General features: G+C 44.7%; 14 protein-coding genes. 8 read left to right on the top strand and 6 right to left on the bottom strand.

The genetic code is table 11. The features are described 5' to 3' along the window. Nucleotides 1-12 precede the first annotated feature (12 nt). A complete protein-coding gene (gene pckA, locus GO493_RS21340) occupies nt 13-1,614 on the bottom strand; it encodes a phosphoenolpyruvate carboxykinase (ATP) (protein WP_157308264.1) in 1,602 nt (533 codons plus the stop codon). Nucleotides 1,615-1,855: 241 nt separating this feature from the next. Between pckA and GO493_RS21335 the strand changes: the two genes are divergently transcribed. From GO493_RS21335 to GO493_RS21300, 8 genes are all read left to right on the top strand, one after another. Beyond that, entirely contained in the window at nt 1,856-3,148 is a 1,293-nt protein-coding gene (locus GO493_RS21335) for an aminopeptidase P N-terminal domain-containing protein (protein ID WP_157308263.1), read from the top strand. 82 nt (nt 3,149-3,230) lie between these two features. After that, on the top strand, nt 3,231-4,004 hold the full coding sequence (locus GO493_RS21330) for a CDP-alcohol phosphatidyltransferase family protein (protein ID WP_157308262.1): 774 nt from the start codon (nt 3,231-3,233) through the stop codon (nt 4,002-4,004). A gap of 60 nt (nt 4,005-4,064) precedes the next feature. Continuing rightward, nucleotides 4,065-4,310, top strand: coding sequence for a phosphoribosylformylglycinamidine synthase subunit PurS (purS, locus tag GO493_RS21325; RefSeq protein WP_157308261.1), 246 nt, complete (start codon nt 4,065-4,067; stop codon nt 4,308-4,310). 109 nt (nt 4,311-4,419) lie between these two features. Continuing rightward, nucleotides 4,420-5,091, top strand: coding sequence for a 16S rRNA (cytidine(1402)-2'-O)-methyltransferase (gene rsmI, locus GO493_RS21320; RefSeq protein WP_157308260.1), 672 nt, complete (start codon nt 4,420-4,422; stop codon nt 5,089-5,091). A gap of 36 nt (nt 5,092-5,127) precedes the next feature. Next, nucleotides 5,128-7,014 (top strand): M1 family metallopeptidase, encoded by a 1,887-nt coding sequence (locus tag GO493_RS21315; protein WP_157308259.1) that lies wholly within the window; start codon nt 5,128-5,130, stop codon nt 7,012-7,014. A 135-nt stretch (nt 7,015-7,149) separates the two neighbouring features. Continuing rightward, nucleotides 7,150-7,341 (top strand): hypothetical protein, encoded by a 192-nt coding sequence (locus tag GO493_RS21310; RefSeq protein WP_157308258.1) that lies wholly within the window; start codon nt 7,150-7,152, stop codon nt 7,339-7,341. 140 nt (nt 7,342-7,481) lie between these two features. Beyond that, the gene (locus GO493_RS21305) at nt 7,482-7,673 is read left to right on the top strand and encodes a hypothetical protein (RefSeq protein WP_157308257.1); all 192 of its coding nucleotides are present in this window, start codon (nt 7,482-7,484) and stop codon (nt 7,671-7,673) included. A gap of 43 nt (nt 7,674-7,716) precedes the next feature. Beyond that, nucleotides 7,717-8,322: a hypothetical protein gene (locus GO493_RS21300; RefSeq protein ID WP_157308256.1), complete on the top strand. Its 606-nt coding sequence runs from the start codon at nt 7,717-7,719 to the stop codon at nt 8,320-8,322. A 119-nt stretch (nt 8,323-8,441) separates the two neighbouring features. Here the strand turns inward: GO493_RS21300 and GO493_RS21295 are convergent, their stop codons facing one another. From GO493_RS21295 to GO493_RS21275, 5 genes are all read right to left on the bottom strand, one after another. Beyond that, entirely contained in the window at nt 8,442-8,651 is a 210-nt protein-coding gene (locus GO493_RS21295) for a hypothetical protein (protein WP_157308255.1), read from the bottom strand. Between the two features lie 48 nt (nt 8,652-8,699). Then, nucleotides 8,700-9,095, bottom strand: coding sequence for a hypothetical protein (locus GO493_RS21290; RefSeq protein ID WP_157308254.1), 396 nt, complete (start codon nt 9,093-9,095; stop codon nt 8,700-8,702). 20 nt (nt 9,096-9,115) lie between these two features. Next, the gene (locus GO493_RS21285; RefSeq protein WP_157308253.1) at nt 9,116-9,667 is read right to left on the bottom strand and encodes an RNA polymerase sigma factor; all 552 of its coding nucleotides are present in this window, start codon (nt 9,665-9,667) and stop codon (nt 9,116-9,118) included. Nucleotides 9,668-9,801: 134 nt separating this feature from the next. Next, nucleotides 9,802-10,425 (bottom strand): 16S rRNA (guanine(527)-N(7))-methyltransferase RsmG, encoded by a 624-nt coding sequence (gene rsmG / locus GO493_RS21280; protein WP_157308252.1) that lies wholly within the window; start codon nt 10,423-10,425, stop codon nt 9,802-9,804. A gap of 121 nt (nt 10,426-10,546) precedes the next feature. Next, the gene (locus GO493_RS21275) at nt 10,547-11,680 is read right to left on the bottom strand and encodes a glycosyltransferase (RefSeq protein WP_232538917.1); all 1,134 of its coding nucleotides are present in this window, start codon (nt 11,678-11,680) and stop codon (nt 10,547-10,549) included. Nucleotides 11,681-11,696 lie beyond the last annotated feature (16 nt).

Raw genomic sequence — 11,696 nt, 5'->3', positions numbered from 1 at the left:
CACTCAATATAGTTAAATTCTCGGAGACGCAGATAAAATTTCGGGGTTGGCATGTCCGGCATATTTTTCAAAGTTGCGGACAAACTGTTCTGCCAGGTCTTTTGCCTGCCTGTCGTATGCCTCTTTATCTGTCCAGGTATTGCGCGGATCAAGGATTGAGGCAGGTACGCCGGGACAGGATTCCGGAATGGAGCCGCCAAATACAGGATGGTCCTTATAGGCCAGCTTTTCCAGTTGTCCGTTCAGTGCGGCAGTCACCATAGCACGGGTATATGTCAGCCTGATACGTTGACCGGTACCTGCAGGCCCGCCTGTCCAGCCGGTGTTGATCATCCATACCTGTACATTGTTATCGCGCAGTTTTTCTCCCAGCATGGACGCATACTGAACAGGATGCAGCGGGAGGAAAGGTGCGCCAAAACAGGTGCTGAAGGTGGTGACAGGTTCTGTAACTCCTGTTTCTGTACCTGCTACACGGGCAGTATAACCTGAGATGAACTGGTACATGGCCTGTTCCGGCGTGAGCCGGGATATTGGCGGTAGTACGCCGTAGGCGTCGCAGGTAAGGAAGAAAATATTTTTAGGTATACCGGCAGTAGAAGGGATCAGCGCATTATCGATGTAATGCAGCGGATAGGACACCCTGGTATTTTCTGTAATATGCTTGTCTGAATAATTAACGCTGTTGGTACCCGGATAAAAGCCGGTATTCTCCACCAATGCGCCTTCTCTGACAGCGTGGAAGATCTGTGGTTCTTCCTCTTCACTCAGGTTGATACACTTGGCATAACAGCCGCCTTCAAAATTGAAGATGCCGTTTGCCGCCCAGCCATGTTCATCATCTCCGATCAGTTTCCTGCGCGGATCAGCGCTGAGAGTGGTTTTACCTGTACCACTCAGCCCGAAGAAAATAGCAGTATCTCCTTTTTCTCCCTGGTTGGCAGAGCAGTGCATGCTTAAAACGCCATGGTTCTGTGGTAGCACATAATTAAGGATAGTGAAGATCCCTTTTTTGATCTCCCCCGTATAAGCAGAACCGCCAATAAGGATCATCCTGCGGGAAAAGTTCACCACAGCAAAGTTTTCCTGGCGGGTGCCGTCTGTAGCCGGATCAGCCAGGCAGCCCGGTGCCTGGATAATGGTCCAGTCTGGATGTATGTCTTCCAGCTCCTCTTCAGACGGGCGTAAGAACATGTTGTAGGCAAACAGGCTGGCCCATGGAGTTTCGGTGATCACCCTGATATTGATACGATAGGCGGGATCAGCACAGGCCTGACAATCCCTTACCCATACATCTTTTCCTGTAAAATAGCGGGTAATCCTCTCATAGAGCCTGTCAAAGCTGCCGGGGCCGATAGGAATATTAAAGTCATTCCAGTTCACAGTAGAAGCGGTCAGCTCATCTTTCACAATAAATTTATCTTTGGGAGCCCGGCCTGTAAATTTGCCGGTGTTAACGGCCAGGGCGCCGCTATCTGTGAGCGTTCCCTGTCCAAGGTTCACTGTCTGGATTACCAGCTCTGCAGGATCCTGCTGGAAATAAACGTGATTAGTTTGCACAATACCTAACGCTGACAGGTCGGCAACAGGATTCCTTACGCTGCTCACTTGCATAGTAAGATTGTTTTGGTGTATAAAGCAAATCTAGTTCTTTTTTGATATTATCAAATTAAGGCCCTCAGTTTTGCTGAAATTTAGAAATTGTAGTTGCTAAATGGTTATTTGTTTGATAAATATTCAAAATGCTATGATGTGTATTGCAGAAAGCAGGTAGTAATTAAGGGCTGGATAGACGCTTATTAAAAATTTCAGTAGGTTTGGTGCGCATTAACAGACACCACTGTAAAAAAAGCATATGAAAAATTTACCACTAGACTCCCAGATATTCATTAAGAATCGCCAGCGTTTTATTGCCGAAATGCAGCCCGGCTCCATTGCTATCATTAATTCAAACGATGAAGTGCCCTCCAACGGGGACGCCCTGTACAAATTCCAGCAGAATCATGATCTGTACTGGCTTACAGGTGTGGAGCAGGAAGATACTATGCTGATCCTGTACCCGGATAACCCGGACCCGAAACACAGGGAAGTACTGGTGCTGGTACGTCCTAATGAACTGAAAGAAAAATGGGACGGGCACCGTTTACGCAAAGATGAGGCCCTGGCCATTTCAGGCATCAGCACAGTGGTATGGCTGGATGCACTGGATGCTTTATTACAGACCTGGATCCATGAAGCAGATAATGTTTACCTGAACACCAATGAGAATAACCGCAAAGCCAGCCTGGTACCGGTAAGAGATTACCGTTATGCAGAAGAGCTGCGCGAGCGTTATCCGTTACATAATTACCTGCGTGCAGCTGTTATCCTGAAAAAATTACGCGCTGTAAAAACACCTGAAGAGATCAAAGTAATGCAGGAAGCGATGGATATTACAGAGAAGGCTTTCCGCCGCCTGCTGAAATTCATTCGTCCTGGCGTATGGGAATATGAGATCCATGCCGAGATCCTGCATGAGTTCCTGATGAACAGGTCAGACGGCGAGGCTTATGGCTCTATTATTGCCAGCGGTGACAGGGCACGTACACTCCATTATGTATCCAACAACCAGGAATGTAAGGATGGAGAACTGGTGCTGATGGATTTTGGCGCTGCCTATGGCGGTTATAATGCTGATCTGACCCGTACCGTACCGGTAAATGGTAAATTTACCCCCCGTCAGCGGGAAATATATGATGCCTGCCTGCACCTGCACAATTATGCAAAATCTATTCTGAAGCCGGGACTGACCATTGCTAAGTACCATGAAATGATGGGAGTGGAGGCAGGAAAAGTGTTTGTGAAGATAGGCCTGCTTAAAGAAGAAGATATTAAGAACCAGGACCCCGAAGCGCCGGCTTACCGCAAATACCTGTATCATGGTATCTCTCACCACCTGGGTGTGGGAGTGCATGACCTCGGACCATCTTTCTTCCAGCCTATACCGGAAAATTCCGTACTTACCATAGAGCCTGGCATCTATATAGAAGAAGAGCAGATAGGGGTGCGTATTGAAAATAACGTCTGGATTACAGCCAATGGTAACATTGACCTGATGAAGAATATTCCCATCACTGCCGATGAGATTGAGGCGTTGATGAAGAAATAGTATATATATTTACGAAATATTTAATACTAAAATATGCGATCGTCTATGGAGGGTATCTTCATAGACGATCGGCTTGAATGCAATGAAACAACTACCCAATATCCTTACCCTTAGTAATCTTTTTTGTGGTGCGCTGGCGGTTATATTTATCCTGCATGCGCCACAGTATATCGCGGAATTTAACGGGGCGGAATATACTATTACCAATCCCGAGCCGGTATACTGGGCATCTGCAATGGTAGTGCTGGCCGCTCTGTTTGATTTTTTTGACGGGCTGGTGGCCCGCGGACTGAAATTGCAGTCGCCCTTTGGTAAGGAGCTGGATTCCCTGGCAGACGTGATCAGTTTCGGACTGGTACCGGCCATGATGCTGTTCCGTTTACTGCGTAGTGCCTATATGGGCATGAGGGACGTATTTGATGTGTCTTACTTCAACCTGGCGCCGGCATTGCTGGTGGCTTGCTTTGCAGCTTACAGGCTGGCCAAGTTCAACCTGGATACCCGTCAGTCAGATAATTTCATAGGAGTGCCCACTCCGGCAGTAGGATTGCTGGTGGCTTCTTTCCCGCTGATAGTACTGTATAATCCGTTCAACCTGGCCCACTGGTTGCAGAATATCTGGGTATTATATACGATCATCGCTGTGCTCTGTTACCTGATGGTGGCAGAGATGCCTATGCTGAGCCTGAAGATCAAAAATATGAGCATTGCAGACAACTGGCCACGCTTCCTGCTGGTGATACTTGCCCTGGCAGGTATTCCTGTACTGGGATTTGCCACCGTGCCTTTCGTATTTGTATGCTATGTTTTATTGTCGGTAATAACCCGTCCGGCAACGGGAAATGCCGTTAAGTAGAGAATATCCCGGTTGTTTTTTGGGATTTATGTCTTAGGTTTGCGTCAAAATTTTAAAAAAATGACGTTTACTGCACATATCAATGTGATGCCGCTGAAAGAATTACTGGACCCACAGGGTAAGGCGGTAATGAGTGGTTTAAAGAACCTGGGCATCAGCAATGTACATGACGTAAGGATTGGAAAGCATATTACACTGCAGATAGATGCTGCTACTAAAGAAGAAGCCAAACAACTGGCTGAGAACGCCTGTCAGAAACTGCTGGCTAACCAGGTAATGGAATCTTTTGAAGTAAATATTCAATAAGCTGCAGGTTGCAAGCTACAAGCTACAAGGTACGGCTTGCGGTCGTGTCTTGTAGCTTCTTGCATTTTATAACTTTTGGTAGCTTGCGGCTTGGAGCCAAATTATCACAATGTCGAAGCTATATCTTGTTCCTTCTCCTATTGGCAATCTGGCCGATATCACCTACCGCGCAGTGAAAGTGCTGGAAGAAGCCTCACTGGTGCTCGCGGAAGATACCCGTACGTCAGGTATACTGTTACGGCACTATAATATCAACAAACCCATCACACCCTACCATCAGCATAACGAACATAAAGTATTACAGCACCTTGTCCAGCAATTGCAATCAGGGAAAACAATGGCCCTTATTACAGATGCTGGTACGCCGGGTGTTTCAGATCCCGGTTTCCTCCTGGTACGGGAATGTGTGAGAGCCGGTGTTCCTGTAGAATGCCTGCCGGGAGCCACTGCTTTTGTTCCTGCATTGGTGAACAGCGGTATACCCATGAACCGGTTTGCCTTTGAAGGCTTTCTGCCACTTAAAAAAGGCCGTCATACCCTTTTTACCCAGCTGGCTACTGACCAGCGTACACTGGTGTTTTATGAATCTCCGCAGCGCCTTGTCAGGACCCTCGCAGATATGATAGAATATTTCGGCCCGGACCGCCAGTGTTGTGTAAGCCGCGAACTTACCAAGATGTTCGAAGAAAATAAACGTGGTACCTTACAGGAAGTACATGACTATTTCAGTGAAAAAGGAGTGAAAGGAGAGATCGTACTGATCGTGGAAGGTAAAGCGTAAAACAACTATAAAATCTACACTTATAAACTGATCAGGATGACGCAACAGAGCGTAAAAAAATGTCTGCTGGCATGCCTGCTTGCGGCGGGCATACAAAATGTCAGCGCGCAGTCTGACCGCTGGCAACAGAGAGTAAAATATGCGATGGACATCAACATGGATGTACCTGCCAACCGTTTCACCGGGAAACAGAAGCTTGAATACACTAATAACTCCCCGGACACCCTGTATAAGGTGTTCTATCACCTCTACTGGAATGCATTTCAGCCTAACAGCATGATGGACGTGCGTAGCCGGGAACTTGGACAGATCGTATTATACCGTGATAAGAACGGAAACCCAAAGCGTGACTGGGACGGCCGCGTTACAGATCGCATACAGAAATTACAGCCTGATCAGATAGGTTATCAGAAAATACTTTCACTGAAACGGGATGGTGCTGAACAGACATATAATGTAATAGGTACCATCCTCGAAGTACCGTTAAAGAAACCCATTCTGCCGCACAGCACTACCACCTTCGATATGGATTTTGAAGCGCAGGTGCCTGTACAGATCCGCCGCAGCGGCCGTAACAACTCCGAAGGCGTGGATTACTCCATGGCGCAGTGGTACCCTAAGATGTGCGAATATGACTACGAAGGATGGCATCCCACACCTTATGTTGCCCGGGAGTTTTATGGTATCTGGGGCGACTTTGACGTAAAGATCTCCATCGATAAAAAATTTGTTGTAGCTGCCACCGGTTACCTGCAAAACCCCAACCAGGTAGGTTATGGTTATGAAATGCCCGGCAGTAAGGTATTACGCCCTGCAGGTAATAAGCTGACATGGCACTTTGTTGCGCCTAACGTACATGATTTTGTATGGGCTGCAGATCCTGATTATAAACATATCACTCAACAGGTAGATGGTTTCACTGCGCACTTCTTCTACATAGAGAACGATATTACCAGGAATACATGGCCGGAACTGGCGAAGATGGTGCCAGACGCATACAAATATATCAAAGCGCATTACGGTCCTTATCCTTATAAGAGTTATTCTTTTATTCAGGGTGGTGATGGCGGTATGGAATATCCTATGGCTACACTGATCATGGGCAATGGCAAACTGGAGGGCTTGTATGGCCTGGCTATGCATGAGTGGATGCATACCTGGTACCAGGGAATGCTGGCTACCAACGAAGGACTGTATCCATGGATGGATGAAGGATTCACTACATTTGCAGAGAACAACGTAGTATATCACACACTGGATTCCCTGAAAGACCCTTCTCCGCAGTCCGGCGCTTACGCAGGTTACTTCATGTTGTTAAAAAGCGGTTATGAAGAACCTATGAGCACTCATGCTGATCATTTCAATACCAACTTTGGCTATAGTATAACTGCATATTCCAAAGGAGCTGTTTTCCTGGAACAGCTGAGCTATATAATCGGTACTGCCAATCGTGACAAAGGATTATTACGTTATTACTGGGAATGGCGTTTTAAACATCCCAATGTAAATGACTTTATCAGGGTGATGGAAAAACAGAGCGGTATACAACTGGACTGGTACAAACAGTATTTTGTAAACAGTACCAAGCATATTGATTATGGGATTGACAGCGTGTATGAGAATAATGGCAAAACGATAGTAAGATTGCGCCGCGTAGATTATATGCCTATGCCTGTAGATCTGTTGCTTACCACCAAAGATGGTAAGAAAGTAATGCACTATATTCCGTTATCATTGATGTATGGTGCTAAACCTGATGAAGATGAAAGCACACCAAGAATAGTGCATGATTACTGGCCGTGGACAAACAGGACCTATGAAGTGGAAATAGATACTCCGTTAAGCGAAATAACAAAACTGGAGATTGATCCGAGCCAGAGAATGGCTGATGTAGATAGAAGCAATAATGTTGTGAACAGATAAAAAAAAGCATTGCGAAAGCAATGCTTTTTTTTGCGTGTATTTGAAAGAGTTGTAGATTTGTAATCTCCCACCACAAAGCGTTCTGCTTTTAATTCCCTTTGATGAATATTTATTCACCTTTAAAATTGAATATTTATGACAACTATGACCGAAAGGGAAGCTGAAGAATTAAGTGCTTACATAAGAGAACTAAGTGAGCATGTCCAAAAAAATAATGATAAGGCATTCGCTAAACGTTTTCTGGAAAGTATTGGTATCAATACTCCTGAAGATAATGACAGGAAGCTCTATAACTATCCACAACAGGCGCTTACAGTTGCAGAATAAGCAGCGCAAACTTATCACAGAGAAAAATAACATTTACAATTATGTATTCAAGGAGAACAGGATTGGCTCTTGCTTTTCCATTTCCACTCCACTTTTAACTCCCTTTGATGATATTTATTCACCTTTAAAATTGAATATTTATGACAAGTATGACCGAAAGAGAAGCCGAAGAATTATGTGTTTACATAAGACAACTAAAAGAGCGTATACGAAAAAATAATGATAAGGCATTGGCTAAAAGTCTTCTGGAAAGAATTGGTATCATTACTCCCGAAAATAATGACAGGAAGCTCGATAGCCGTCTGCAACAGGCGCTTACAGTTACAGAATAAGCAGGCAAAATTTATTACAGCGAAAAAATAACATTTTACAATTATGTATTCAAGGAGAACAGGATTAACTCTTGCTTTTCACGGATGCGACCAGAGTTTAGTTACCCCGATTCTTAATGGCAGCACATTCCTTAAAAAAAGCACGAATAAATATGATTGGCTTGGACATGGCATTTACTTTTGGGAAAGGAGCCCATCCAGAGCTTTCGAATTTGCGGAATTTCTTAGTAGAACAAAAAAACGAATAAAACATCCGGCCGTAATTGGTGCGGTCGTTGATCTGGGATATTGTCTTGATTTGCTTGATTATCCCAGGTTATCCTTTTTAAAAGACGCTTATAACTTCCTGGTAATTTCATCCGAAGCTGCCGGAATGGCTTTACCTGTAAATAAGATGGCTGCGGATGGGAATGATTTATTGTACAGAGAGTTGGATTGCACAGTAATTGAGTCCTTACATAAATTACGGATGGAAAAAGGATTGCCGCCTTTCGATTCCATAAGAAGTGCATTCTGGGAAGGTAAAGAATTATATCCCAGTGCTGGCATCAGAGAGAAAAATCACATACAGATCTGTATCAGGAATCCAAACTGTATTAAAGGGTTTTTTAGGGAAAGACAGGGAGATGTTTCTTACGCAATGGTTTAAGAACATTACCTCAGAAAATATTTCTGAGGTAGTGTTCTCTCTCTCAACACAAAATAAAAAACCTGAAGCGTTTTACACGCCCCAGGTTTCTACATGTGGAGAACTATGGGAATAAAATATTAATCCAGTATAGCACAGTAAAACCCCTGTTGCTGCACAAAATCAATCATCTCTTTTTCTTTTACTTTCATATCTGTGATCCGTAACACCTTATCGCAATCTTCCAGGTCAATATGACACTGACCTATCTCAAAACGGCTGCGGATGGCATGTATAACATTTGTACGGTCTTCCTGTGTCACTATATTGGTTTTGAAGATACCTGTCATAGCAAATAGTGTTGTTGTATGGTTTATAGCTGAGGGTAGCATAGTGTTTCAGATATTTGTTTCCGGTTGAGATTGTGTATTTTCATCATTACGGTTGAATCCTCCTTTTGAACGGTTCCAGCGGTCCATGCCACAGCGGCGGAAACGCTCACGAAGCTCCTCCCTCTGCTCATCCGTCATATTCTCCATTTTCTCTCTCATTTTCATCCGCCATTTTTCTTTAGCCCTTTCTTTCCATGGGCCACTACCACCATGCCAGCCCAATAGCAGTTTACCAAGAACAAAAAGTCCCAATGCCTGCCAGAAACTGATCACAGGGCCTTTAAAAAGTTCCGGCACAAGCCAGTTCCAGAGATATTGAACAGCAAAGCCAATGGCGCAGCAAAATATAAAGCAAAGCAGGATGAATTTTAATACATGTACAATCTTAGGTACGCGTCTCATATAAATAATGTTTTTAAAGGTCAGAAGAGCTCCTGGTACAGGTCCGACAACCGCTCACGTAAGTACAGCACTGCATATCTTTTCCTTGACAACAGCGTGTTGACAGACAAACCGGTTTCTGCTGACATTTCCTTGAAAGATTTACCTTCTATCTCATGCTGAATGAAAACATAACGCTGTTCTTCCGGCAGTTCTGAAACAGCTTCCATAATAGCCTCTGCTATTACTTTACGGGCCATGGGCGCATCACTTTGCGCGCCCGGGTCAGCTGCAAACTCGGCAAGAAAGAATGTTTCCTCACCATCAATATCGCGTGTATGATCGCTGAAGGAAGATTCCCGTTTTTTACGGAACCAGTCGGTGATCCTGTTGCGGGTTACCTTAAACAGCCATGCAGTAATTGAATCTATCTGGCTGCCTACTCTTGAGTACTCTGTAAACTGGTAAAGAACGTCCTGTAAAATATCTTCTGCATCAGCTACATTTTTCACCCGCTTCCGGATGAAATGAAGTAAGCGCTTACGCTCCTGTTGCACCGTTTCACGGATGCGCTCATTTTGTTCAGCAGCCATAGCCAGAGGCATTTTATTTAGGAGCAGTTCTTTCATCTTAATAAGGGAGACGAAAAAACTATCTGGATATTTTACAGTTTACAAAGTTTTTATGGGATTTTTTGCAGTTTTCTTATTGAAGAGCTGGTAATCAGCTATTTATTCACAATTACAATATGCTTCTCCTGGAAAAATTCTTCCGGAAACAGCTTATAGATATTAGTCAGCCGGGGGCGGCAGCCGCTATCAGCTATTTCCTGGGTCAGGTCCCCACCTTTCAGGCAGATCAACCCCGGCTGCTGTTCATGAGCAGGCGCTTTTTTCAGTAATGGCTTGCTCCACCGCCAGAGATCTTTCAACGGAGCCACAGCCCGCGATACAACCACATCAAACTTACGGTTCTTGATATCTTCCACGCGGCTATGGGCGGTAGTGACATTTTTCAGCTCAAGGGCTTCCGCTACTCCCTCTACTACTTTTATCTTCTTACCAATAGAATCTACCAGGTGAAACTGCACATCCGGGAAGAAAATAGCCAGGGGAATGCCCGGAAAACCGCCTCCTGTACCCAGGTCAAGCACCTGGAAGCCGGCAGGGAAGTCAGCCACGGCAGCTATGCTGAGAGAGTGCAATACATGTTTTTCGTACAGCGCTTCTATATCCTTACGGGAAATAACGTTGATCTTCTCATTCCATTCCTGGTACAGGCTACTCAGGGCCTGCATCTGTTTCAGCTGTGTTTCAGAGAAGTCTGAAAAATATTTAAGTACAATGTCCATTATTATATGTAGTTGCCGGATTTGTGCAAATGTACCAATTTGGTTCTTTTAGCCGGCTGCACAAAAAAAGCTTTTGCCGTGGGCAAAAGCTTTTTGCGAAAAACTTTGTCTTTACAGACTGTTACCAGCGGTTCTTTGACTTGAAAAGCAATGCCGGCGTAAGAACGATATAATACAACGTCATAAAAAGGTCCATGAACCAGCTGATCTTAAAGAGGTCAGATTCATCCAGCTTACGCATAGCCATAAAAGAGATCACTGATTGCAGTAACAGTTTAAAACCGAAGATACCCAGTGTATATAACTGCATAGGCTGGTAAAAGATACTGGCAATGAAAGCAGGATAGAACAGGAAATGGCTAAGGGAGAAAAGCCCCAGCAGCAGCTTATGGCTGAAGCGGTAATGTTTCCCGGTAGACATATGCCTTGTTTTCTGCTGGAACCATTTCTTCCAGGTTGTTTTAGGCTCAGAATAAGTAAATGCCTGCTTATTGATCACTACGCTCACATTATCCCGGGTAGCAGCAGCATTTACAAACAGGTCATCATCGCCGGAGGCAATATGATGATGCGCTGTAAAACCTTTATGACGGGTAAACAGCTCACGCTTATACGCCAGGTTACGTCCTACCCCCATATAGGTAACACCACTGAGGGCAAAAGACAGGTATTGTAAAGCGCTGAAGTAGGTTTCATAACGGATCACTTTGTTCAGCAGCCCGGGCTTTTTCTCATAGGGACTGTATCCCAGCACTATTTCCTTCCCTTCGGTAAATCCCTGGCTCATCATAGACAGCCAATAGGTGCTGGATGGTTTACAATCAGCATCTGTCAGCAGGATATATTCATATTTAGCGCTTCTGATACCCATGGAGAGCGGGAATTTCTTTCCGGGGATGAACTTGGCGGCTTGTTTGATCTCGATGTGGCGGTAGTGAGGATATCCGGGTTCTATGGAGCGGAGGTAATATTTCGTGTCGTCTTCAGAATTGTCGTTGACGACGATCACCTCGTAAGCGGGACTTTTTTTGTCATGATACCGCTGCAGGAGGACCGAAGGAAGATTTTTCTGAAGATTCAGTTCTTCATCCTTTGCGCAGATAATGACGGAGCACTCGGCTTCGGGCGCGGAATCGGTTTCGAAGGTACGGCGATAAAATGCTACGCGGGAAAAGAAAACCAGGTAATACAAAATCTGTAAGCCTGCAACGGTAGCAAAAGTGTAAAAGGCGATTAGACCCAGATTATACAACATAGCATAGCAAATATAT

This window comes from Chitinophaga tropicalis (assembly GCF_009758205.1).
Taxonomy (GTDB): Bacteria; Bacteroidota; Bacteroidia; order Chitinophagales; family Chitinophagaceae; genus Chitinophaga; species Chitinophaga tropicalis.
This window is presented reverse-complemented; position numbering and strand designations above follow the sequence as displayed.

What these genes read in the sequence shown, in the direction of transcription:
- pckA (WP_157308264.1), bottom strand. Translation starts at nt 1,614, where the DNA reads ATGCAAGTGAGCAGCGTAAGGAATCCTGTTGCCGACCTGTCAGCGTTA.
- GO493_RS21335 (WP_157308263.1), top strand. Translation starts at nt 1,856, where the DNA reads ATGAAAAATTTACCACTAGACTCCCAGATATTCATTAAGAATCGCCAG.
- GO493_RS21330 (WP_157308262.1), top strand. Translation starts at nt 3,231, where the DNA reads ATGAAACAACTACCCAATATCCTTACCCTTAGTAATCTTTTTTGTGGT.
- purS (WP_157308261.1), top strand. Translation starts at nt 4,065, where the DNA reads ATGACGTTTACTGCACATATCAATGTGATGCCGCTGAAAGAATTACTG.
- rsmI (WP_157308260.1), top strand. Translation starts at nt 4,420, where the DNA reads ATGTCGAAGCTATATCTTGTTCCTTCTCCTATTGGCAATCTGGCCGAT.
- GO493_RS21315 (WP_157308259.1), top strand. Translation starts at nt 5,128, where the DNA reads ATGACGCAACAGAGCGTAAAAAAATGTCTGCTGGCATGCCTGCTTGCG.
- GO493_RS21310 (WP_157308258.1), top strand. Translation starts at nt 7,150, where the DNA reads ATGACAACTATGACCGAAAGGGAAGCTGAAGAATTAAGTGCTTACATA.
- GO493_RS21305 (WP_157308257.1), top strand. Translation starts at nt 7,482, where the DNA reads ATGACAAGTATGACCGAAAGAGAAGCCGAAGAATTATGTGTTTACATA.
- GO493_RS21300 (WP_157308256.1), top strand. Translation starts at nt 7,717, where the DNA reads ATGTATTCAAGGAGAACAGGATTAACTCTTGCTTTTCACGGATGCGAC.
- GO493_RS21295 (WP_157308255.1), bottom strand. Translation starts at nt 8,651, where the DNA reads ATGACAGGTATCTTCAAAACCAATATAGTGACACAGGAAGACCGTACA.
- GO493_RS21290 (WP_157308254.1), bottom strand. Translation starts at nt 9,095, where the DNA reads ATGAGACGCGTACCTAAGATTGTACATGTATTAAAATTCATCCTGCTT.
- GO493_RS21285 (WP_157308253.1), bottom strand. Translation starts at nt 9,667, where the DNA reads ATGGCTGCTGAACAAAATGAGCGCATCCGTGAAACGGTGCAACAGGAG.
- rsmG (WP_157308252.1), bottom strand. Translation starts at nt 10,425, where the DNA reads ATGGACATTGTACTTAAATATTTTTCAGACTTCTCTGAAACACAGCTG.
- GO493_RS21275 (WP_232538917.1), bottom strand. Translation starts at nt 11,680, where the DNA reads ATGTTGTATAATCTGGGTCTAATCGCCTTTTACACTTTTGCTACCGTT.